The sequence below is a fragment of the Nocardia grenadensis NBRC 108939 genome (genome assembly GCF_001613445.1).
Classification (GTDB): Bacteria; Actinomycetota; Actinomycetes; order Mycobacteriales; family Mycobacteriaceae; genus Nocardia; species Nocardia grenadensis.
Genome location: NZ_BDCJ01000001.1, coordinates 168,974 through 192,390, shown reverse-complemented (window position 1 = coordinate 192,390; position 23,417 = coordinate 168,974). Strand labels below are relative to the sequence as shown.

Here is a 23,417-nt window from a genome sequence, read left to right as displayed (position 1 = left end):
TGGAACCGGCAGGCCCGCACCTGGCACGGCCGATGCGCGCGCATTCGCACCGCCGCGGCCGGACAACACCGGCCCGCCTCGTCGCCTTACCCGGCGACCCCGAACCGGCGAGGACCGGTGGGCCACGGGGTACAGACGTCGCCGGAGCAGGGCAGCCCGTCGGCTCCGGCCCCGTGACCCTTTCGCCGTATGGGGTCCGCCCGGTCGAACGGGCGGACGACGCGGCCGTCGAAGTCAGCCTTCCGGGCCGGGCACCGGGCCGGCGTCGTCCGGGCCGAGGCCGCTGGCGCGCAGGACGTGCCGGTCGATCGCCGCGCGAATGGCCTCCTCGGTGCCCAGAATGCGTACGTGCCGACGGGCCCGGGTGATCGCGGTATAGAGGAGTTCGCGGGTGAGCAGACTCGAACCCGGTTCCGGCAGCACGATGGTCACCGCGTCGTACTGGCTGCCCTGGCTGCGATGGATGGTCATGGCGAAGACCGTGACGACCGCGGGAAACTGGGTGGGATGCACCAGGAACGGCTGGTCCCCGCGCTGCAACGCCACCCGCAGCGACCCGTCCGGGCGGCACACCACCACCCCGGTGTCCCCGTTGTAGATCCGGGCCTCGTGGTCGTTGGCGGTCACCAGCAGCGGCTGCCCCGGATACCAGGCGCCGTACCGGTTCTCGGGGCCCGACCCCGCCGCCGCGGCCCATTCGGCGGCGGCACGGCCCCAGTGTTCGACCCCGAACGGACCGCGGCGGTGGGCGCACAGCAGTCGATGTGATTCGAAGGCCGCGAGCGCGCCTGCCGCGTCACCGGTGCGGGCGGCGGTGGTGACCTGCTGCGCGGTGGTGACGACATCGGCACGGACGGCCGCGATCTCATCCGGGCGGGCCAGCTCGAGCATATCGCCGCCGGCCCGCAACAATTCCAGCGCGGACTCGGTATCCCCGGCCCGGACGGCGACAGCGAGATCGGCGATCCGGCCACCGAACCGCCGGCCCCGGGTCAAGCGGACGATACCGCCGCGCAAGCGGTCCCGTTCTGTTTCGGTGAACGCCTCGGTATCGGCCGGCTCCGCCTCCCGGGCGGCCGCCATTTCGCCGCCGAGCACCTCCTCGAACGACGGATCGGCGGTCCCGGGAAAGGGAGCGGCCACCATATCGGCGAGCACCGCGCCCGCGTCCACCGAAGCGAGCTGGTCCGGGTCGCCGGCGAGAACAAGCCGGGTATCGGGCCGCAGCGCCGCGAGCAACCTGCTCATCATGGTCAGCGAGACCATGGACGTCTCGTCCACGACCACTACGTCGTAGGGCAGTCGATTGTGTTCGTGGTAGCGGAATCGGGTGGTACGGCCGCGTTGCCAGCCGAGCAGCCGGTGCAGGGTGGCGGCGGACAGCTCCGGCAGCCCCAGGTCGGATGCCTGGTCCCGGACGGCCTCTTGCAGCCGGGCGGCCGCCTTCCCGGTGGGCGCGGCCAGCGCGATCCGCGGCGGGGCGGCGCCGGCGGGAGCAGCCACGTGCTGCGCGACGAGCAAGGCGAGAATACGGGCGATGGTGTGCGTCTTGCCCGTACCGGGACCACCGGCGACGACGGTGGTCCAGTGGGTGGCGGCGAGCGCGGCGGCGATGCGCTGCCGGTCCACCACGCCGGCCGGGGGGCCGAACAACCGGTCCAGTTCGCGGCGCACCACCGCGGGGTCGGTGCGCGGATGGTCGGCGGCGCGGGCGGTGAGCACCCGGCGGATGATCTGCTCCTGCTGGTAGTAACGATCCAGGTAGAGCAGTGGGCCCATTCCCGCGCGGGACGGCTCGGTGAGCCGCAGCGGGCGCAGCGGTCCGGCCGGACCGCCCAGCACCAGCGGGCTCTCCCGCAATGCCTCGACGACTCGCGCCTCCTCGGGCCACGGCAGATCCGCGGGCGCGACCGGCAGTTCCGCCCGTTCCTGGTCGGCGTCCACACCGATATCCCGCATCCGGGTGAGGTCCAGGCACACCGACCCGGACCGCACGGCGCGCACCGCCAGCGCGGCGGCGAACAGGACCAGTTCCCGGTCCTCCCCACCGAACCTGCCCAGCCGTTCGGCCACGTGTACATCGGCCGCCGAGAGCACCCCGGCCTCGTTGAACTCGCGCAGGATTCCGGTCCCCCGTTGCGCCACCCGGATGGGGATCACACCGCACCTCCGGCCAGTAGGTCCGACAGGGCGACGATCAGGCCGGGCGGCGGCGTCCAGTCGAAAACGCCCGCGCCCGCCGGGGTTTCGATTCCGATCATGCCGCGCACGAAGAGATAGCGGATACCGCCGAGATGAACCGCGGGATCGTAGCCGGCGAGCCGCCAACGCAGGTACCGGTGCAGCGCCACCGAGTACAGCAGCGCCTGTAAGGGATAGTGCGAGCGGACCATCTCCGCGGCCATCCGGTCGCGGGTGTAATGCGCGACGGTGAGGTCGCCGGTGCCCAGCCGGTTCGTCTTGTAGTCGACGATGACGTAACGCTCATCCGAGGTGCGCAGCACCGCGTCGATACTGCCGGTGAGATACCCGCGTAACGGGACATCCTCGAGGGTGTCGAGTGCGTCCGCGTAGGCGTGGAAATCGTCGGCGGGGTCCAGGTGCGCACGCACGGTGGCGGCGATACGGCCCAGAGTGGCGGCCGCCCCGGAGGGGGTGTCACCGCCGGTGAGCGGCAATTCGAATTCGAGCTCGCACAACCGGTCCCGGCCCGGGACATCGGCGAGGGCGCCGAACCCGATCGGCGTGCGCAAGACCTCCACCAGGGCCGCGGTCAGCAATTCCGGATCGGCGGTGGAAAGCCTTTCGCCGATCGCTTCGGCGCACCGCCCCCGTACCTCGGCGACCAGATCCGGGACATCGGTGTCTACGCGCTCGAGGACTCCGTGCACCAGGGTGCCGAATTCGGCGCCGTAGGGAAGTTCGTTCATCAGCGACGGTGCGCCGGGCTCGGGCTCGGCCGACGGGGCCGGAGCCTCGGGTTCGTCACCGGGACCGAGGGGGTCCACCGGCTCGGACTCCGGAGCCGGCAGGTGGGCGGCCGCGGTGAGCGCCGAATACGAAGTGCGCCGCCAGTGCACGTCGATCTCCCGATCGAAGGTCGCGACCGACACCGCACCGGGCCGGGCATCGGCCGGCGGCCGGTAGGCGGGTGGCTCGGCGGCGGGATCGGCCGCGGTCACCGAGATCGACTCGCCCGCCCCGGCTGCCCAGGCCCGGAGCCGGTCGACCACCACGGCATCCTCGGCGACCGCGGCGCGGGCACTCGGCTGCGCCGCCCCCGGCGCCCGACCGAACAGCAACCGGTGCAGCGGCGCGGCGCCGGTACCGAACGACGGCGCCCACCAGGCAACTACCTGGCAGCAGGCCCGGGTGAGCGCCACATAGCACAGGCGCAGTTCCTCACCCGCGGATTCGCTGTCGGCGCGTTCCTTGCGCATCCCGTACCCGGGAGCATCCGGCCCACCGATATCCAGCACCCGCGCGCCGTCCTCGTGCATCAGCAGGGTGGCGGGTTTGGGGTCGGCGGAACTGTCCCAGCCGAACGGGAGATAGACGACCGGGAATTCGAGCCCCTTGCTGGCATGTACGGTCGCGATCTGCACCGCCGCGATATCCCGGTCGAGCCGGCGGCTACGGCCCGACACCGACCCCGAGGCGGGCTCGCGGACCCGGTCGGCCAGCCAGCGGGTGAGCGCGGTGAGACCGAGGCCCTCGGTCACCGAGACCTCGTCGAGCAGCTGGGCGACATGCCGGATATCGGTGAGCCGCCGTTCGCCGTGTTCGACCGCGAGCAGCCGCGGCGCCAGCCGGGTCCCGGTCGCCAGTTCGTCGAATACGGCGGCGAAACCGGCCCGGGCGAACAACCGGGCGGCGTCCCGGAGATCGGCACTGACCCGGCCGACCAGATCCGCGCCCCCGCTGTCGATCTCGGCGGCGGTATGCCCGAACAGCGGGGTGAGCGCGGCCAGCCGCACCCGGTCCGCGCGATGCGGCTGTTCCAGCGCGCGTAACACCCACAGCCAGTCGGTGGCACTGCGTGTCGCGAAAATACTGCTACCACCGGTCAAGACCACCGGAACGCCGGCACGTTCCAGCGCCGCCCGCACCACCTCGAGCTGTGTGTGGGTACGGACCAGCACCGCGATATCACCGGGGCCCGCCGCCCTTTCCCGGCGGTCGTCGGCCGCGACGTCCGAGGCCGCCCGGGTGCCCGGCGAATCCGCCACGACCGTCCCGGATTCGAGGAGAGCGACGATATCGGCCGCCACATCGGCCGCGACCCGGGCTCGCTGCCGGTGGATGTTCGGGAACCCGGACGCGCCGCGCGGGCCCGCACCGGTCCGCGGCAGACACCGCAACCGCAGCGGGGTGGTCAGTTCGGCGGGACCGCGCAATCGGCTCCACGGCTGGGTGGGCGTGACGGCGGGCACCACGATCTGGTCGTGGCCCAGTGCCGCTCCGCCCAGCAGATGGTCGAGCGCGGCGAGCAATCCCGCGTCGCTGCGGCGGTTGGTAGTGAGCTCGTGGCGTGCGGTGGCGTGCCCGACCGCGTCCAGATAGCTCAGCACCTCGGCACCCCGGAACGCGTAGATCGCCTGTTTCGGATCGCCCACCAGGACCAGCGGGTTGTGGCCGTGGAAGGCCCGGCGCAGGATCTCCCACTGCAGCGGATCGGTGTCCTGGAATTCGTCGACGAGCACCACCTGGTAGCGGTCCCGGATACGCCGGCACGCGGCCGGGCCGCGCGCGGGGTCGGCGAGGATATCGCGTAGCAGCACCAGCAGATCGTCGAAGTCCCGCAACCCCGCCAGTCGTTTCCGGCGTTCGGTTTCGGCGCGGACCGCGGCCGCGAACGCGACCCGCTGCGCCGAGGTCTCATCGGTATCGGGCGCGAGCCGGGCCTGCCGGTCGCGCACCGCCGCGAGCGCGAACCGCTGGGCCTGTTTCACCGAGAACGGTGCCGCGGTCCGCGCGAAGCGGCTCAGATACAGATCGTCGACGACGGTGCGGATGATGTCGTCGGCCTCCTCCACCAGGCGCGCACCGGGCTCGAGGTCGCCGGCCAGACCGAGTTCGGCCAGCATGCGCTGGCAGAAGCTGTGGGTGGTGGCGATGACCCCGGCATCGAAGTCCGAGAGCGCGGCCCGCAGCCGGGTCCGGCGGGCACGCACCTCCTCCGGCTCCGCGTCGGCCAGATGGCGGATCAGTTCATCGGCGGCGGTCCGGGCGGCGTCGGGATCGGCGAGTGCGGCGGCGACGGCGACGAACCGGTCGCGGGTACGTTCGCGCAGCTCCTGGGTCGCCGCGCGACTGAAGGTGACCAGGAGCAACCGGGAGATGTCCACGCCGGCCTCGGCGACATATCGGGCGGCGAGCCCGACGATGGCGTAGGTCTTGCCGGTACCGGCACTCGCCTCGAGGACGGTGGTGCCGTGCGGCAACGGGCCGCACAGCTCGAACGCATTGCCCGCCGGTGGGGCGGGCGCGGTCGTGGTCACAGCTGCTCCGTTCCACGGCGGCGGACGGCGGCGGTCATGGCGCCCCCTGCTGTTCGGCGCGCAGCAGCGGCACCCACAGGCGGCGGGCGATCGACCCGAAACGGGTGTTCTCGATCGGTTCCCCGGACGGCGCGGGGGCGGCGGTGAGGTCGCGCAGGTCGGGTGCCGGCCCCCAGACGTACCGCAGATTCCGGTCGGTGTGTTCGGCGAAATCCCTGGTCTTGTCCCCGCCGCCGAATTCGCGGTCGGCGGCGGCGATCGCCTCTTCCGGGGGCAGCCGCCGGTATCGCGCCTCGGCGTAGGCGGCGGTTGTGGCCGTGGAAATGGGCAGCGGTTCGGTGAGACCGGCATCGCGCAGCGCGACCAGGGTGCGCAGCATCGTCGTCGCCTCGGCCGTGCCGGGCGCGGTGAGTTCGGCGCGCCAGGCCGGCGTCGGGAAACGGCCGCGGCCGGTGACCGCCGCCCGCCACGACCGCTCGTCGGTGACCGCCAGCGCCAGCAGTGATACCCATGCCGCGAGCCGGTGTTTGGGCGCGACCCGCGAATACGTGGTGCGTACCAGCAGGTCCCCGCGCACCTCGGCGACCGTGCCGGTGAGACGGCGGCCGTCGCCGAGGTCGAACGAGATATCGATATCGCGCGGCGGCCGGGTGTAGTCGGGACCGGCGGCCCGGACCAGGGTTTCGACGGTGCGTTCCACATCGTTCAGGACGGCCCGGCCCAGTTCGGCGGGCGGCAGGATTCCGCGCCGCCATTCGGCGGCCCGCAATTCGGCCGGGTCGGCGCCGGCCAGGCGCGCGGCGAGCATCCGCTCACCCAGCGCCCAGGTCTCGAGTCCGCCGAACTCGATGGGCAGCCGGTCGGCGATATCGTCGTCCTGGTCGGGGACCCGCACCCCGAGCCGCTGCCACAGGAAACCGCGTACGGGATGTTCCAGGAACGAGATCAGCTCGGCCAGCCCGATCTCGGTGGTCTCGGTACCGGGCAGGGTGCGGGTGAGCAGTTCCGGTGGCGCGGTGGGCGCCGCGCCCGTGGCCCGGGCACCCGCGAAAGCGACGGCGTCGAAACTGAACGGCCGCCCGGCGGCGAAATTGCGCGGGTCGTGTGCCTGTAGCGGGTGGCGGGTGACCACCTCGGCCATCCCGGCGGCACCGACGTGGGCACGCAGCACATCGAGTAGTTCGGCGACCGGCACGGCGGGCGGCCGGTAGGCGCCGGTGACGGGATCGGCACCGGTGTGCACGACCACCAGGGTGTCGCGGGCGGCGCCGATCGCGTCCAGCAGCAGCTGCCGGTCCTCGGAGCGCGGGTCGCGTTCACCCAGGAGCGGTTCCCGGGCCGGCACCTCGTCACCGTCGATACCCGCACCGCGCGGGAATATCTCGTCGTCCACGCCCAGCAGTACCACCACCCGGTGCGGCACCGATCGCATCGGGGACAGGCCACACACGGTGAGCTCGCCGGTGCGGAAGTTGGACCGGGCCGGGGCGGCGGCGAGGCGCTCCTGCAGCAGACCGGTGAGATCGGCCAGCCGTAGCTCGACGGCACCGGCGTGGGCGGTGGCGGCTGTCAGCTCCCGGCGCGCCTCGGTACGGATCCACGACTGCGACTCCGGTACATCGGTCAGCAGATCCAGGGCCCGGTCCAGCACCGCGGTCCACTGTGCCGCGGGCCCGGGCCCCTGTAGATCCCGCAGCACCGACGCCAGCCGGTCGGCGTATTCGGCGAACCGGCCGGCCAGGTCGATATCGTTGCTGTCCACATCGTCGAGCGGCAGCACCCGGTCCAGATAGCTCCCGGAGGTCTCGTCGGCGGTGACCCCGAGCAGGATCCGGTCCACCGCCGCGTTCACCGTGTTCTGCTCGAAATCGCCGAGACCGAATGCCTGCCGCTGCCGCCGGCCGATGCCCCATCGGGCACCGGCCTCGACCGCCCACTCCCGCAAGCGCTCGATATCGTCGTCGTCGAAACCGCAGGCGCGGCGCACGGGTTCGCCGGCCGCCAGATCCAGCACCTCGGTGACGGTGACCCGGCTGCGGGCCAGTTCCAGCAGGGTCGCCACCACGCCGAGCAGCGGATTGGTGACCGCCCGGCCGCGGTCGGCGAGACGCACCCGTAACCGGTGCCCCGGATGCCCGGAAGCGGCAGGGGTTTCCGGGCCCACCGGCCCGGGATGCCCGAACGCCGCCCGCAGCAGCGGGGCGAAGGTCTCGACCTCCGGGCACATGATCAGCACATCGCGGGGTTCGAGTGTCGAATCGGCGGCGAAGAGGCCGAGCAGGCACTCCCGGAGTACTTCCACCTGCCGCACCGGGCCGTGACACGCGTGCACCTGCACACTGCCGTCGGCGTCGGCGTCCTCGGGGCCGGGCGGCCAGCGATCGTCACGGAGGTGCCGCTGAACCGTTCCCAGCAGTGTCGCCGGGGGCTCGTCCCGGCGGGACGCGTCGTCCGAGTGCCCGGCCGGGGCACCGGCGCGGACCAGGGCGCCCGCCGGTTCCGGATACCGCATATCGGTGGCGGCCGCGGGCAGGCGCAGCTGGAGCTCCCGAATATCCCGGCTCAGGCCCGCCAGCAGCGGGTGCCGCACCCGGGTGGCCGAATCATCGCGCGCTCGTTGCGGTTTCGGGCCGATTCCGGCCAGCGCGTCCCACATGGCCGGGCTGGGATGGGCCAGCCACAGATGCAGCTCGCGGTGCTCGGCCACGGCGGTGAGCACCGCCAGGTGGGCGGCGGGCAGCCGGGTCGCGCCGAAGACCGACAGCCGCGGCGGTAGATCCACCGCGCCCGGATCGTCCCGCAATCGCGCGCAGGTGGTGTGCAGCCGTTCGGCCGGATCGGGCGCGCCGACCGCGTCGCGCAGCCGCCGCCACAGGGCCGGTTGCCAGCTCAGATCGTCGGGCAGCGGCCGGCCGGTGCCATCGGTATCGTCGCCGCGCGCCCATTCGGTGATCAGGGCCGGGCGCTGGACCGTGTAGCTCTCGAACAGCGCGGCCAGCCGGGCGGCGGTCGCGTAGCGGCGGCCGCGCCGGTGCTCGGGGCCGGCGGCGGGCACGGGCTCGGCTCCGGTGGGCACCGGATCTTCGGCGTCCAGGCCGAGATGGCGGGTGAGCACGGCACACCACGGTTCACGCACCGATTCATCGATCACTCGCAGCAGCGTCCACACCACGCGATCGGGCGACCACGGATCCTCGTGCGGACCGAAACCGCTGATCGCGGCCGATACCTCCGCGGCCAGCGCGGCCGGGGCGGGGAACCGGATATTGGCCGTGACACCATCGCCGGAGGCCGCCGAAGCCCCCAGCACACCCGAGAGTCGCTGTGTCAGCCAGCGTTCCACGCCCTTACCGGGCACGGCGATCACCTCGGCGGCGAACGGATCGGGCAGCGGTTCGGCCAGCAGCCCGGCCAACGCGGTGACCAGCGTATCCGCGCGTTCGGCACGGTGGATGTGCAGCGCCATCTCCGCCCTTCCGCTCGGCTCGATCACCATCCTTCGTCACGTCCGCACTGCTCGGGCGGGCGCATCGTCCACCCGTTTATACGCCCGCTGTCCGACACCGCTCGCCAAGACCCCACGACGGAGCGGACAACCCCGGGACAGGAGATCATCCCCGAATGTCCCTAGCGCCAACAGCTTTTACCGGATATCGACAGCCGGCGCACAGTGATTTAGCGCACATGAGTCACCGACACGCGGTCGCATGGCAGCGATCTCGCGGACGCACTGTGTCACAGTGCAACTCCGGGAGGAACGGTTACCGCACGAAAGGCTGGTTCGCGTCGATGAAAGCGCTGGTTGTGCCCCTGATACCGAAGGACGGATTCACCGTCCGCCGGTCCGGTGACCGGTGGGAGCTCGTCAACTCCCGGCACTACGGACGCACCGTCGTACTGCACTCGTGGCCGCGCGCGGAACACACCGAAGCATTCGAGCACTGCTATCGGCTCAACGGCCGCGCCGCCGCCGCGCTGAAGGCCACCGCGCGAGTCCGTTAGCGGCCCGAGGGGAAAACGTGCGCGCAGAGCGCCGATATGACAAGGTGTTTCCTCGTGCGTTACCCCCTGCTCACCGGTGCGGCTCCCCGCGTGGCCGCACCCGCCACTGTCCTGGCCGCCGCCGCGATCCTGTTCGCCGGTGCGCCCTCCGGCCTCCCCTCGGCCGACGCCGTACCGCACGCCCATACCCAGGGTTGCGCGAACGGCTTCGACTGCGATCTGGCCGCCCGCATCGAATCCGTGAACGCGTATCTGGACTCCCGCCCCGGCGTGACCGGCTACGTCTTCCGTGACCGCCAGACCGGCGCGGTCTACGCCAGCCCGCATGCCGAGGACATGGTGTTCACCGCGTCCACCATCAAGCTGGCCATCGCCTCGGATCTACTCAACCGTGCCCGGGTCGGGGCCATCACCCTGCCGCCGGAGGATCGTCAGCTCCTGGAGCAGATGATGGCCACCTCCAACGACCAGGCCACCGATATCCTGTGGAACAAGTACTCCGGCCTCGACGGCCAGGCGTTCAACAATGCGTTCCGCGCGAACGGTATGACCAGTCTGCGGCCCGAACCATCACCCAACGGGCGCCCGAACTGGGGTTTCCAGAAGACCACCGCGGCCGATCTGGACCGGCTCATGTCCAATGTGCTGGACCGGATGCACCCCGACGATCGTGGCTACCTGCTCGACGTTATGCGCCGGGTCGATTCCAATCAGCACTGGGGTGTGTGGGGCGCCGGTTCGGCCATGCGGCCGGGTCTGAAGAACGGCTGGTCGGACGAGCAGGGCGGCTGGGTGGTGAACTCGGTCGGTTTCGCCGGGCCGGGTGAGCGCTACACGCTCGCGATCATGACCGCGATGAACGGGGAGGGCGGCTACCGGGAGGGCGCCGAAACCGATACGACGATCGCCGAAAAACTGCTGGCCGGACGCTGATCACCGCGACCGGCGTACTCCGGGCCCCGTTGCGCGACGGGGGCCCGGAGTCGTTTTCGAGTGATGTCTCACTCGAGCCGGCGCAACCGCATCGGGGCATCGTCGCGGGGGAACGGGATGGTGGTGAAGCCCCAGGGCATGCGATAGGTATCCGGGAAACTCCACTCGTAATCGCGGACGAGCGCCGAGATGATCGTCTTGACCTCGAAGGTGCCGAAATGCATCCCGATGCACTTGTGCGAACCGGCGCCGAACGGCATCCAGGCCAGCCGGTGCGATTTGTCCTCGCGCCGCTCCTCGGAGAACCGTAGCGGATCGAAGACCTCGGGATCGGTCCACAGCTCCTCGAGCAGATGGTTCACCTGGTAGCCGAGGTCCACCGGAGTTCCGGCGGGGATATAGTGGCCGAGGATCTCGGTATCGCGCACCGCACGGCGCACCATCCCGGGCACCGGCGGCATAAGGCGCAGACTCTCTTTCACCACGAGATCCAGCGTGCGCAAAGTGTCCAGATCGGCGATCGTCGGAGACTGGTTGTCCAGATCCAGCGCCCGCACCTCCGCGCGCACCTTCTCCTGCCATTCCGGGTGTTTGCCCAGGTAGTAGGCTACGGCCGTGGCGGTGGTCGTGGTCGTATCGTGCGCGGCCATGATCAGGAAGATCATATGGTTGACCACGTCGGCGTCACCGAACACCGACCCGTCCTCGGCGCGCGCGTGACACAGGCCCGAGAAGAAATCCGGGGCATCGCTGCGCCGTTTCTCCGGCACCATCGCGGTGAAGTACTCCTCGAGCACGGCGCGGCCACGCAACCCCGCGCGCCATTTCCCGCCGGGCACACTGTGGCGCATCAGGGCCAGCCCGGCGTGGGTGCAGGCGACGAAGGCGTCGGTGAGATCCTTGCGCCGGTCACCGACCTCGACCGCCATGAAGGTCTCCCCCGCGATATCGAGGGCCAGTTCCTTGATCGCCGGGAACAGTTGCACGGTCCGGCTCGCGCCACCACCTTGCGGCACCCAGCGGCCGATACTGGCGCGCACCACCGGAGTCAGCTCGGCGAGGTGGGCTTCCAGACGTTCCCGCGTGAACGCCTGCTGCATGATGCGGCGGTGGAACATATGCTCGTCGAATTCGAGCAGCAGCAGCCCGCGGCGAAAGAAGGGGCCGATGAAGTAGTCCCAGCCCTGCCCGAAGTCGCGACGGCGCCGGCCGACCACCTCGTCGATGGCTTCGGGCCCGGCGGCGAACACCCGGTCCATACCCATGGAACTGTTGATGTTCACCGGGCCGAAGCGGCGGTACTTGTCCAGCAGTTCGGCCGGACCCCAGCGCATGTAGTGGAATGTACGCCCCACATACGGCAGGCCCGCGTCACCGCGCACCGCGACGGTGTGGCTACCGCGGGGCGGAGTGGCCAGTGTCCGCTGCCGGTCCGGCACCTTCGACAGCAGCCGGTCGACCACAGTTCGATGCGGGATCTCGATGAGCGCCGAATTCTCGGTATCGGTGCGCGCACGCGCGCGATGCGCGGCGACACGGTCGACGGTGACCATGGCGAAACCTCCTGAGAGACAGTACCCATCGTATTGTCTTTGTTGCAACGGCTCAGCCGATTCCACCGAATCGGTATCATCCCGCGCCCCGCCGAGATCCCGTCGCAATCGCTATCGTGGTGAGTTGCCGCACCACCGCGGGTGAACAACGTGCGTCCGACTGTGTCGTACCCGGGTACTGCTACTACCGTGTGCGTTGTCAGGAAATGATCACCAGGGCAGCACCGGGCCCACCGCCGGCGAGGAGCGACCATGAGCACGCAACCTGTTGGAAACGGCCGGCACCGCGTCGTCGTCATCGGATCGGGTTTCGGCGGCCTGTTCGGCACGAAGCACCTCAAACGCGCCGATGTCGACGTCACCCTCATCTCCAAAACCACCACCCACCTCTTCCAGCCGCTGCTCTACCAGGTCGCGACCGGTATCCTGTCGGTCGGCGAGATCGCACCGGCGACCCGGCTCGTGCTCCGCAAACAAAAGAACGCCCGGGTGCTGTTGGGCGAGGTGACCGAGATCGACCTGGCGCAGCGCACCGTCGCCTCGGTGCTGCTCGGCGAAAAGACGGTCACCCCCTACGACAGCCTCATCCTGGCCACCGGGGCCCAGCAGTCGTATTTCGGCAACGACCACTTCGCCACCTTCGCGCCGGGTATGAAGACCATCGACGACGCACTGGAACTGCGCGGTCGTATCCTCGGCTCCTTCGAACAGGCCGAGGTGACACAGACTCAGGAGGAGCGCGACCGGCTGCTCAGCTTCGTGGTGGTGGGCGCCGGGCCTACCGGGGTCGAACTGGCCGGGCAGATCGCCGAACTCGCCGACCGCACGCTGGAAGGCACTTTCCACAACATCGACCCCCGCGACGCCCGGGTGATCCTGGTCGAGGGCGCGGGCGCGGTGCTGGGCCCGATGGGGCCGAAACTCGGCGGTAAGGCGCAGCGGCGTCTGGAGTCCATGGGCGTGGAGATCCAATTGAACGCCCTGGTCACCGACGTGGACGCGCACGGGGTCACGGTGAAGGATGCCGACGGCACCAGCCGCCGCATCGAATCGGCGTGCAAGGTCTGGTCGGCCGGAGTGCAGGCCAGCCCGCTGGGCAAGATGGTCGCCGACCAGTCCGACGGCACCGAGGTCGACCGGGCCGGGCGGGTCGTGGTGGAACCCGACCTCACGGTCAAAGGGCATCCGAACGTTTTCGTCGTCGGCGATCTGATGTCGGTGCCGGGCGTCCCCGGCCAGGCCCAGGGCGCCATCCAGGGCGCCACCTATGCCGCGAAGCAGATCAGGGCCGAGCTGGCCGGTAAGCAGACGGCACAGGAACGCAGGCCGTTCTCCTACTTCAACAAGGGCAGTATGGCGACGATCTCGCGTTTCAGCGCGGTCTGCCAGGTGGGCAAGCTGGAGTTCGGCGGGTTCATCGCCTGGCTGGCCTGGCTCGGCCTGCACCTGTACTACCTGGTCGGCTACCGCAGCCGGATCACCACGATCATCCAGTGGTTCGTCACCTTCCTCGGCCGTACCCGTGGCCAGATGGCGGCGACCGAACAGTGGATCTTCGCGCGCCTGGCCTTGGAAGCGGTGTACGGCGACAGCGAGGAGGGCGAAGAGTTCGTGCGCGGCGCGGCGGGGCGCCGGCCTCCGGCTCCCTCGCCCGGAACTCCGGCCGTCACCGCCGAAGCCGGCCTCCCCGGGAAACCGGGTGGCGATCGCAAAGTCGGCTGACCGGGCCCACCTCCCCGATTCAACGCCCTTTCGGAGCTAACATCTGGCAATCAGATCATCTCCAGAGAGGCGTCTATGGGTAAGCACAGGACACCCGTCCGTTCCCGGCATGCCGCCGGCTCGGTCGTCGCGGCGGGAGCCGTCCCGCTCATCGCGGCACTGATCGGCGCCGGGACGGCCCACGCCGACGTTCTTCCCGCCCCACCCGCCGTTCCCGCGGCACTGCCGTCGCTACCCCCGCTGCCCGCTGCGCCCCCGGCACTGCCGGCGCTGCCCACGCTGCCCACCGTTCTGCTTCCGCCCGCTCCGGGCCCCGCCGTGGATCCGTTCGGCGCGGTCACCGGCGCTGTCCAGGAGGCCACCCGGTCGATCACCGATACCGTCACCGCGGCCACCGACCGGTTCATCCACCCGGTACCCGGTGCACTGCTGCCCGCGGGCCCGATCCCGGCGGCGACTCCGGGCCTCGAGCTCGTGGACGACCACCCGGCGCCCGGAACGGCATCGCACGCCGCCCGCCCGGCCGCACCGATCGAGGCGTCGCCCGGCACCCTACGGGTCGGCGACCTCGAGATCGGCCTGCCGTTCGATACGCGAGAGCTCAATGCCGGGTCCGACCGGGTCCAAGAGCAGCTGACGGCCTTCCTGGACTCGTCCGGTATCGAGCGCAGCCGGGCGGACCGGGTCGCCGCCCAGGCCATGAGTTCGGGCCTGATCGGTGCCGGGATCGGTGCCGCGGCCGCGGCACCGGTGGCCATTCCGTTCGCGATGCTCGGCGCCGCCGCGGGGTTCGTGGTCGGGTTGCCCTTCCTCCCCACCGGGCTCGTCGTCGGCCCCGTCCTCGGCGCGACCCTTGCCTACGGGATCGTCACAGTACCGGCCGTGATCGCCGGAGCCGCGCTCGGCGCCGCCTTCGGGGCGACCGACGGTTTCACCACGCAACCGTTCGGCCCGCTGCCGCCCCTGTAACCGGACGCCCGGTCCGGCGGTCGCCACCCGGAGAATGCAGCGGCCCTTTCGATGTAACCCCGAGCGAAACCGGATGACGAACCGGTCCCGCGTCCCGGTCCAGCGGCCCACGGCGCCTCGATTACCGCGACTACGGTGACCGGCCCTGCGCTGACGTCGCGTCCGGCGGTCGCGGTTGTCGTGTGGCCGGAGGGCGAACCTGCGCGTCGCCGATCATCCGCGCGGCCCAACGTGCGATCCCCGCATACCGCCACTTACACCGGCCACGCCGGCGAACCGCCGGACAACTATCAACCCAAGCCCGGAAAACCCGGACCACCTGTTGTTGTAAGCCGACTGAACAGGCCGAACCCATCCACGCCGCACTCCGGAACGAATGTCTGGCAAACCGACAAATTCCCGGAGAAAGGCGACCATGGGTAAGCACAGGGCAACCGGTCCGTCCCGGCGTGCTGCCGGCTCGGTCGTCGCGGCGGGCGCGATCCCGCTCATCGCGACACTGATCGGCGCCGGCACCGCCAATGCCGAGGTACTCCCCGCTCCACCCGCGTCATCCCCGATCCCCGCCGCGCTACCGGCGCTACCCGGCGCCCCGATCGCCGCCGCGGTGGACCCGTTGGGCACGGCCACCGATGCCGTGCAGGAGGCCACGCGGGTCGCGGTCCGATCGGCCACCGATACCATCACCGCGGCCACGGCACCGTTCACCCACACCGCGCCCGCGGTGCCCACGGGCCCGCGGCCGACCGTGATCGCGGAACCGGCCGCCTCGGCGCCCGCCCTCGCGACGCGCCCGGTGCCGAACTACGCCTACCTCGCACCGCAGGGTGAGCTGCACGCGCCCGAGCCGGTCGCGCCGGTGGCGCCGATCGAGGCTCCACCCGGCAAACTCCGGGTGGGCAATGTCGTCATCGATGCGCCGCCGTTCGATGTCCGGGAGATCAATACCGGCGCCGCGCAGGCCGAAGCGCAGCTGGCGACCTTCTACGACTCGGTGGGTGTGGAACGGAGCCGATCGGACCGGATGGCGGCGCAGACCCTGGGTTCCGCGGCGGTCGGCGCATCGGTCGGCAGTGCGGTGGCGTCACCGGTCGCCGGCGTCGCTGCGCTGGTCGGCGGGGCGGTGGGCCTGGTCGTGGGCATACCGTTCATGCCGGCCGGTCTGGTGTATATGCCCGTAATCGCCGCGACCACCGCATTCACGCTCGTCGCGGCGCCTGCCATACTCACCGGCGCGGCCATCGGCGGGGCGGTCGGCGCGGCCGAGGCCTATACCGCCGCACCGTACGGCACACCGCCGCAGTGATTCGGGGTGTCCGGCGGGTGCTGACCCGCCGGACACCTGACGGGCGGGGATAGGTCGGTTTCGGCGCAGCAACCCCCGACGACGCCGCGGCAGAACGTGCCGGCATTCACATCCGGCAGCCAACTGCGGTACGCCTACGGGCCGATCGGCTCGGTAGGGGCCGAGCGGCCGCCCTTCCCCACCACTACTGCGATCGCCGCCACGACCAGCAGGACGCCCGCACCCACCGAGATCGAGGTATGCGCACCGGTGACGAACGCCTCCCGGGCCGCCGCGAGCAACCCGGCATCCGCGTTGTGCCGCTCGATCGTCTCGCCCAGTGTGGGAGCGAAATCGCCCCCGGAACGGAAGACCAGCGCCGCCAGCGAACCCAGCAGCGCCAATCCCAGCGCGTTACCGAGTTCGAAACTCGTTTCGGAGATGCCGACCGCCGATCCCGCCCGTTCCGCTGGTACCGCGGCCACCGCCACTTCGGATACCAGGGTGAACACGATCCCGTAGCCGATACCGGCCAGCGCCGATCCGGCCAGGTACCAGCCGGTGCCGCCGCTTGTGCCGATACCCAGCACCAGGAGATTGCCGAGCGCGGCCACCAGTAGTGCCAGCGCGAAGGCCCAGCGCACGCCGAGCCGGCGACCGACCGCGGAACCGCTGACCGAGAAAACGAAAACGGTGATCGCCATCGGTATCCCGAGCAGCGCCGCCTGTAGTGGATCACGCCCGGTCACCGATTGCAGCCAGATACTGCTCAGATAACTCAGTCCGGCCAGTGACATCATGGCCGCGGTACTCGACCCGATGGCGAGGGAGAAGCGGGCCCGGCGGAACAGACCCAGGTCGACCAAGGGTTCGGCCAGCCGGCGCTGCCGTCGGACGAAGACGGTCAGTATCACCACGCCGACCAGCGCGCACAGCAGCGCCTCGACATCCGGGCCGTATTCGGCCACGTGTTTGACCGCGTACACCGCGGGCAGGATGCCGCCGATGGAGAGCAGCACACTCGGCAGATCCAGCGGGCCCAGCGCGCTCGCCCGGTGTTCGGGTAGCAGGACCGGGGCGAACAACAGCAGTACGAGCAGTACCGGAACGTTGATCAGGAAGACCGAACCCCATGAGAAATGATGCAGCAGCACGCCGCCGATGATCGGCCCGACCGCGGAACCCCCGGCGAAGAACGCCGTCCATATACCGATCGCGGTGGACCGCTGCCGCTGGTCGCGGAACAGATTCGAGATCAATGCCAGGCTCGACGGCAGCAGCGTCGCCCCACCGATACCCATCAGCGCACGCGCCGCGATGAGTACGCCGGCGCTGGGCGCGAATGCCGCGATCGCCGAAGCGATACCGAACAGGGTGGCACCGGCGAGCAGGATCTTGCGGCGGCCGATGCGGTCGCCCAGATTGCCCATGGTGATCAGCAGACCGGCGATGAGGAACCCGTAGATGTCGAGGATCCACAATTGCTGGGCGGCGGTCGGATCCAGGTCGGCGGTGAGAGTGGGCAACGCCAGGAACAACACCGACATATCCATGGAAACCAGCAGCACCGGCAGCAGGAGTACGGCCAGACCGAACCAGGCACGCCGTCCACCGCTCGTATCCGGTGCGGCCCGCGCCGCCTCCACGTTCGTCATCCACGTTCCTTCCGAGTCGTCGGTTCACCCAGTCGTAACACGCGTAACCGCAGCGGCTGTTCCGGGCCACGGCGGCGAGCGGCGACGGTCACCACCACCCCGGCGCGCGCGATGCGCGGCGGCCGTGTTTCGATCCGACGGTGAGCGCCGATATCGCCATCTGCGGGCTCGGGCCGGCCGGGCGCGCGCTCGCCCACCGCTGTCTGGCCCGCGGGATGACCGTACTCGTCGTGGACCCGAATCCGCGGCGGGTCTGGCGGGCGACCTACGCCGCCTGGTCCGACGAACTCCCGGCCTGGCTCGACAGCGCCGTCGTCGCGGCCACCGTCGCGCGACCGCGGGCGCACGGCCTACGCGACCACAGCATCCCGCGCGCGTACTCCGTCCTGGACACCGGGCTGCTTCAGCAGTCCCTCGACCTCACCGGCGCCACAGTGGTGCCGGGGCGGGTGGTGGCACTCGACCGGCGCACGGTCACACTCCACAGCGGCCGGATCCTGCGCGCCGGCCGGGTCATCGACGCACGCGGGCTGCGACGCCGCCCGGGCCGGGCCGAGCAGACCGCCTACGGCCTGAAACTGCCCCGCGACGCCACATCGGACCCCGCCCTGTTCATGGACTGGCGAACGGACAACGGTGCCGCGCCGGATTCTCCCCCCTCGTTCCTGTACGCGGTACCGCTGGGGGCCGACTCCGTGCTGTACGAGGAAACCTGCCTGGTGGGCGCACCCGCCCTCACTCAGGAGGAACTCGCGCGCCGCCTGCACCGCCGGCTGCGGGCCCGGCACATCACGACGGCGGGCGACGAACCGGTCGAGCGGGTGCGTTTCCCGGTGGCCGGCGGCAGGCCCGGCGCCGGCCGCTTCGGCGCAGCAGGTGGGTATCTGCATCCCGCCACCGGCTACAGCGTCGCGGCCACACTGTCGGCCGCCGAGTCCGTTGCCGCCGGCGGCTCGGGGTGGACAGCCGCGGCGCGCGCGGTCCACCGGCTCCGGCAGGCCGGGCTGCGGGCATTGCTGGCGCTGCCGCCGACCGAGATCCCGCGTTTCTTCGACGCGTTCTTCGACCTCGATATCGAACTGCAACGCGCCTATCTCTCTCGGCGTGACGACCCGGTCGGCATGCTCACCGCCATGTCCGGGCTCTTTTTCGGACTTCCGGGCCCCGTGCGGGCCCGGCTCGCGGCGGCGACACTCGGACTTCGACCGATCTCGCCCCGGGGGCCCGGTTCGGTCATCATGGAGTGATGCGGTCAATCTGGAAAGGCTCGATCGCGTTCGGGCTGGTGAACGTCCCCGTGAAGGTCTACACCGCCACAGAGGACCACGACATCAAATTCCATCAGGTCCACGCCGCGGACGGCGGGCGGATCAAATACGACCGCGTGTGCACGATATGCGGAAAATCGGTCGCATTCGCCGATATCGATAAACAGTACGAATCACCGGAAGGGGAAAAAGTCGTCCTCACCGACGATGATTTCGCCAAACTGCCGGTCGCCGAGAAACACGAGATTCCGGTACTGCAATTCGTCCCGTCGGATCAGATCGATCCCATCCTGTACGACAAGACCTACTATCTGGAACCGGATTCGAATACGCCCAAGGCCTATGTGCTCCTCGCCGCCACCCTGGAACGTATCGACCGCACCGCGCTCGTGCACTTCACCCTGCGCCAGAAGACCAGGCTGGCGGCCATGCGGGTCCGGGACGGCATGCTGGTACTGCAGACCCTGCTGTGGCCCGACGAGGTACGCGCGGTCTCCTTCGAATCGCTGGAGGAAGCGGGCACGCCGCGGCCTCAGGAGATCAAGATGGCCGAGACGCTGGTCGAGTCCATGTCCGACGATTTCGACCCCGACCAGTACACCGACGAATATCAGGTCGAGTTGCAGCGCCTGCTGGACGAGGCCGTCGCCGGCGGGGGCGGGAAGGCACCCGAACGCCCCGAGGCGGCCGCCGCGGAGTCCGATGCCGAGGTGGTCGATCTGGTGGCCGCGTTGCAGCGCAGCCTGGAGGCCAGCGGCGCGGGCGGAGACGCCGAATCCACGGCCCCGAAGAAGGCGCGAAAGTCTACGACCAGGAAAGCGCAACCCCGCAAGACGGCGGAGCCGAAGACCCGGAAAACCGCCCAGAAGCGAACCCGGAAGGGCGCGTGAACCCTGGTCAGACCGCCTGGATGAACCAGTCGAGGCGGCCCTCGGGGCCCACGCCGGTGTGGTGGTAATGAAATCCGAGCCGGTGCGCCAGCGCCATCGCGGCCGTGTTGTCCGGATCGATCCGCAATACCGCCTCGTCGGCCAGATCGTGCCGGGCCAGATAGCGGCACGCCAGCACGACGCTGCGGCCGGCGACACCCCGGCCCCGCCACGGCGCGTAGATACCGAAGGCGATATCGGCCTGACGTTTCGCGAGGAACTCCTGTTCCACCGCCAGGTCCAGGGTCCCCGCCAGCGCATGGGTCAGCGCGTCCACCACGCCGAAGGTTTTGTACGGGCCGTCCTGTGCCCACTGGTCGGCGCAGCGTTCGAAATCGGCCACCACATTCGGGGTTCCCGGTCCTGGGGCGCGGCGCATCGATTCCCGGCCCTGAGCCGCCAGATGCGCGGCGGCGTCGGCTACCGCGATCGGCCGTAGCCCGATCACCCCATCCGATATCAGCACGCGATCATGATCTGCACATCACGCCGCATTCGACAAGCCTCGGCTACGGCGCGCCGCGAACGAAAACCGTGGTAGCGAATATCGGGACGGCGAGCCCGCGATACGCGTAATCGAATTCGCCGGACACGCCCGGCGGATATCGCCGCGGTTGTCCGCCGGAGGGATACTCGGCCTATGACCGCACACGAAGACACTCCGCACCGGCTCGTATCCGCTGCCGTCGTAGTGGGTGTGGACGGTACTCCCGACGCGCATTCGGCCATCCGCTGGGCAGCGGCGGTCGCCGCGCGGCGCGGCCGCCGTCTGGTCCTCGCCTACGCGATGAATTCGACCCCGGCCAAGACCTGGCTGGTTGCTTACCAGCCCATGGTCGACGAAGCCGTGCACATGCTGAAAACCCACGGTGAGCAGGCGCTGGCGACCGGAACCCAGGTGGCCCGGGAGGCGGCGCCGAGGGTGCAGGTCGATACTCTGCTCTCCGAGCACAGCCCAGCGAAGATGCTGATCGAATTGTCCGAATCCGCGTATATGGTGGTACTCGGCTCGCGGCGGGGTGGCGCGGTCTCCCATCTGGGCTCGACAATCCTGGCGGTCGCCGCGCACGGCAGCGGCACGATCGTCGCGGTCCGCGAGAACGGGGACGAGATCACCAGCGGCCCGGTGGTCGTCGGTGTCGACGGCAGCCCGGTCAGTGACACCGCGGTCGCCGCCGCCTTCGCCGAGGCCGCCGAACGCGAAACCGATCTGGTCGCCGTCCACACCTGGAGTGATCTGACCTTCACCGAATTCGCGAGCACCGGTTTGATCGAGATCCCGGCCGAGGATCTGCAGACCGCCGAACAGGCGGTGCTGGCCGAACGGCTGGCGGGCTGGCAGCAGCGTTATCCGGAGGTCACCGTGCACCGCGAGGTGTACCCGTCCACACCGGCCCAGCATCTGCGCGAATGGTCCGAACGCGCGCAACTCGTCGTGGTCGGCAGCCGGGGCCGGGGCGGATTCCGTGGACTGCTGCTCGGTTCGACCAGCCAGTCGCTCATCCAGCACTCCGCGTGCCCGGTCATGATCACCCATCCGGCCTGACGCACCACCGGGCCCGGGACGGCGGCGCCGCGGTCAGCCCGTCAGCCCCGACAGCAGTGCGCGCGTTCGAGTTGCCTCCGCCCCGCCGGCGAAGACCGAGGCGACGAATTCGGTGGCTCCCGCGTCGAAGATATCGCGGATACGGGCCTCGACCTGCTCCTCGGACCCGATGATGGCCAGATCCGCGGGCCCGGCCACGCCTTCGCGATCCATCATCGCTCGATACGACGGCAGGGTGCCGTACATCGCGAAGGTGGTGGCCGCCCGTTCCCGGGCGCCGGCGACATCATCGGTCACCAATACCGGAAGCGCGCAGACGATACGCGCCGGCGGCCGGCCCGCGTCGGCGACGGCGGCGTCGATCGTCGGCGCGATATGGTCGCGAATAGTGGCCGGGCCGGTCATCCACAGCACGGTGCCGTCGGCGTGCCGGCCCGCCAGCCGCAGCATCTGGGTGCCGAGCGCGGCGAGCAGCACGGGAATCCGGCCCTCGTCGGGGATTCCGAGTTCCAAGTTCCCGCTCAGCGTTTCGCCCTTGTAGGAAACCGGCCGCCGCTCCAGCAGCGGGCCCAGCACAGCGAGGTACTCGCGCATATGGCGGGCCGGCCGCTCGAACCCGTACCCGTAGATGTTCTCGATGACCACCTGGTGTGACAGTCCGATACCGAGGGTGAGCCGGTCCGGTCCCACCGCGAGCGCCGTGGTCCGCGCCTGCTGGGCCAGCGCCCCGGGATGGCGTGGATAGGTGGGCACCACCGCGGTGCCGAGTTCGATCCCGGGCACCTGGCCGCCCGCGACCGCGAGCGCCGTGAGCGCGTCCACGCCGAAGATATGCGAGAGCCAGGCCGAGGCGAACCCCTCCTCGGCGACCCGGCGGAGATCGTCGGTGAGCAGGCGCAGCGCGTCGGCGCCGGACCGTTCACTGAGCAGAATGCCGATACGCACGGTGTGCCTCCTCGTCGAATGGCCGGGCCGGATCGCCGGCCCGGCCGGCAGTTCCTCCGGGCGCCGAGCCTACCTGCGTACTGCCCGCGCATTCCGCAGGTGGCGACGTCGCGCCGACTCGCCCGCGACCTACTCGACCGGCGCCCCGCGGCGGGGCATGCTGGGGCTATGGACGAGTTTGCGAGTTGGCGGTCGAGCGGAGCGCGTTTCACCCATCGCGGACACCAGATCTTCTGGCGCGCGGGCGGTACCGGATCGTCCGGGACGCTACTGTGCCTACACGGTTTCCCCACCGCGTCCTGGGACTGGCACGCCCTGTGGCCGGAGCTGTGCGAGCAGTTCGAGCGGGTCCTCGCCCCGGATCTGATCGGTTTCGGCTGGTCCGCCAAACCGCAGCACTACGACTACACGATCGCCGACCAGGCCGATCTGGCCGAACAGCTGCTCCGGGAACAAGGTGTGCAGGAGTTCCACATCCTGGCCCACGACTACGGCGATACGGTGGCCCAGGAAATGCTGGCCCGGGATGCCGAACGCCGGGCCGCCGGCGATCGGTCCCTGGTGATCGAATCGGTTTGCCTGCTCAACGGCGGCCTCTTCCCCGAGGCCCATCGGCCCCGGCCCATCCAGAACCTGCTCGCGAGCCCGCTGGGGCCGCTGGTCGGCCGGTTCGGCAACGAGAAGACCTTCGCGCACAGCCTGGGCGCGGTGTTCGCCGCCGAGTCGCGACCGGACGAGGAACAGATGCACCAGTTCTGGATGCTGTGGTGCAGTAAGCACGGAAAGCGCAACGGCCACAAATTGATGGGCTATATGGCCGAGCGGCGTGCCCACCGGGAGCGCTGGGTCGGGGCGCTGGTCCGCCCGCAGGTCCCGGTCCGGCTGATCGACGGCCTGCGCGACCCGGTATCGGGCGCGCGAATGGTGCGCCGGTACCGGCAGCTGGTCGCCGAGCCCGATGTGGTGGAACTGCCCGATGTGGGGCATTACCCGCAGCTCGAGGCGCCGACCGAGACCCTGCGCGCCTTCCGCGAGTTCCTCGCGTCCCGCGTCGGTTAGCGCCCGGAGCGGCCCACGGGGCGGGTAAGCTCTCGGCGCGGCCGGAAGCG

16 protein-coding genes are annotated in these 23,417 nt (G+C 70.4%); 9 read left to right on the top strand and 7 right to left on the bottom strand.

The annotated features are described in order from the left end of the window. Positions 1-234: 234 nt before the first annotated feature. Genes recD through recC form a run of 3 tightly spaced genes read right to left on the bottom strand, consistent with a single transcriptional unit; the run spans position 235 to position 8,967 of the window. The gene (gene recD, locus NGR01S_RS00925) at positions 235-2,160 is read right to left on the bottom strand and encodes an exodeoxyribonuclease V subunit alpha (protein ID WP_063034212.1); all 1,926 of its coding nucleotides are present in this window, start codon (positions 2,158-2,160) and stop codon (positions 235-237) included. Beyond that, positions 2,157-5,501 (bottom strand): UvrD-helicase domain-containing protein, encoded by a 3,345-nt coding sequence (locus tag NGR01S_RS00920; RefSeq protein ID WP_063034211.1) that lies wholly within the window; start codon positions 5,499-5,501, stop codon positions 2,157-2,159. The genes recD and NGR01S_RS00920 overlap by 4 nt, the downstream gene beginning before the upstream one ends. Positions 5,502-5,535: 34 nt before the next feature. Next, entirely contained in the window at positions 5,536-8,967 is a 3,432-nt protein-coding gene (gene recC, locus NGR01S_RS00915; protein ID WP_063034210.1) for an exodeoxyribonuclease V subunit gamma, read from the bottom strand. A gap of 323 nt (positions 8,968-9,290) precedes the next feature. On the opposite strand from recC, the gene NGR01S_RS00910 reads away from it, so the two are divergent. Next, positions 9,291-9,503 carry a hypothetical protein gene (locus NGR01S_RS00910; RefSeq protein ID WP_063034209.1) on the top strand — a complete coding sequence of 71 codons (213 nt, stop codon included), beginning with the start codon at positions 9,291-9,293 and terminating at the stop codon, positions 9,501-9,503. A gap of 54 nt (positions 9,504-9,557) precedes the next feature. Continuing rightward, positions 9,558-10,436, top strand: a complete 879-nt coding sequence (locus NGR01S_RS00905; RefSeq protein ID WP_245664372.1) for a serine hydrolase — start codon at positions 9,558-9,560, stop codon at positions 10,434-10,436. A gap of 68 nt (positions 10,437-10,504) precedes the next feature. Here NGR01S_RS00905 and NGR01S_RS00900 read toward each other — a convergent pair whose 3' ends face one another. After that, positions 10,505-11,989, bottom strand: a complete 1,485-nt coding sequence (locus NGR01S_RS00900) for a cytochrome P450 (protein WP_063034207.1) — start codon at positions 11,987-11,989, stop codon at positions 10,505-10,507. A 252-nt stretch (positions 11,990-12,241) separates the two neighbouring features. On the opposite strand from NGR01S_RS00900, the gene NGR01S_RS00895 reads away from it, so the two are divergent. The 3 genes from NGR01S_RS00895 (at position 12,242) to NGR01S_RS00885 (ending at position 15,986) form a co-directional block, all read left to right on the top strand. Beyond that, complete coding sequence (locus NGR01S_RS00895) at positions 12,242-13,711, top strand: NAD(P)/FAD-dependent oxidoreductase (RefSeq protein ID WP_063034206.1); 1,470 nt, start codon at positions 12,242-12,244, stop codon at positions 13,709-13,711. Between the two features lie 75 nt (positions 13,712-13,786). Then, complete coding sequence (locus tag NGR01S_RS00890) at positions 13,787-14,680, top strand: hypothetical protein (RefSeq protein ID WP_063034205.1); 894 nt, start codon at positions 13,787-13,789, stop codon at positions 14,678-14,680. A gap of 415 nt (positions 14,681-15,095) precedes the next feature. After that, entirely contained in the window at positions 15,096-15,986 is an 891-nt protein-coding gene (locus NGR01S_RS00885; protein ID WP_063034204.1) for a hypothetical protein, read from the top strand. Between the two features lie 134 nt (positions 15,987-16,120). On the opposite strand, the gene NGR01S_RS00880 is transcribed toward NGR01S_RS00885, so the two are convergent. Continuing rightward, positions 16,121-17,620 carry an MFS transporter gene (locus NGR01S_RS00880; protein ID WP_063034203.1) on the bottom strand — a complete coding sequence of 500 codons (1,500 nt, stop codon included), beginning with the start codon at positions 17,618-17,620 and terminating at the stop codon, positions 16,121-16,123. Between the two features lie 140 nt (positions 17,621-17,760). Between NGR01S_RS00880 and NGR01S_RS00875 the strand changes: the two genes are divergently transcribed. Next, on the top strand, positions 17,761-18,867 hold the full coding sequence (locus tag NGR01S_RS00875; protein ID WP_063034202.1) for a lycopene cyclase family protein: 1,107 nt from the start codon (positions 17,761-17,763) through the stop codon (positions 18,865-18,867). Then, a complete protein-coding gene (ku, locus tag NGR01S_RS00870; RefSeq protein WP_063034265.1) occupies positions 18,867-19,778 on the top strand; it encodes a non-homologous end joining protein Ku in 912 nt (303 codons plus the stop codon). Before NGR01S_RS00875 ends, ku begins: the two co-directional genes overlap by 1 nt. A gap of 7 nt (positions 19,779-19,785) precedes the next feature. On the opposite strand, the gene NGR01S_RS00865 is transcribed toward ku, so the two are convergent. Continuing rightward, entirely contained in the window at positions 19,786-20,283 is a 498-nt protein-coding gene (locus NGR01S_RS00865) for a GNAT family N-acetyltransferase (protein WP_063034201.1), read from the bottom strand. Between the two features lie 174 nt (positions 20,284-20,457). Between NGR01S_RS00865 and NGR01S_RS00860 the strand changes: the two genes are divergently transcribed. Next, the gene (locus tag NGR01S_RS00860; protein ID WP_063034200.1) at positions 20,458-21,363 is read left to right on the top strand and encodes a universal stress protein; all 906 of its coding nucleotides are present in this window, start codon (positions 20,458-20,460) and stop codon (positions 21,361-21,363) included. A gap of 33 nt (positions 21,364-21,396) precedes the next feature. Here the strand turns inward: NGR01S_RS00860 and NGR01S_RS00855 are convergent, their stop codons facing one another. Continuing rightward, on the bottom strand, positions 21,397-22,308 hold the full coding sequence (locus NGR01S_RS00855; RefSeq protein WP_063034199.1) for an LLM class F420-dependent oxidoreductase: 912 nt from the start codon (positions 22,306-22,308) through the stop codon (positions 21,397-21,399). 168 nt (positions 22,309-22,476) lie between these two features. Between NGR01S_RS00855 and NGR01S_RS00850 the strand changes: the two genes are divergently transcribed. After that, positions 22,477-23,367, top strand: a complete 891-nt coding sequence (locus tag NGR01S_RS00850; RefSeq protein ID WP_063034198.1) for an alpha/beta fold hydrolase — start codon at positions 22,477-22,479, stop codon at positions 23,365-23,367. The last annotated feature ends 50 nt before the right edge of the window (positions 23,368-23,417 follow it).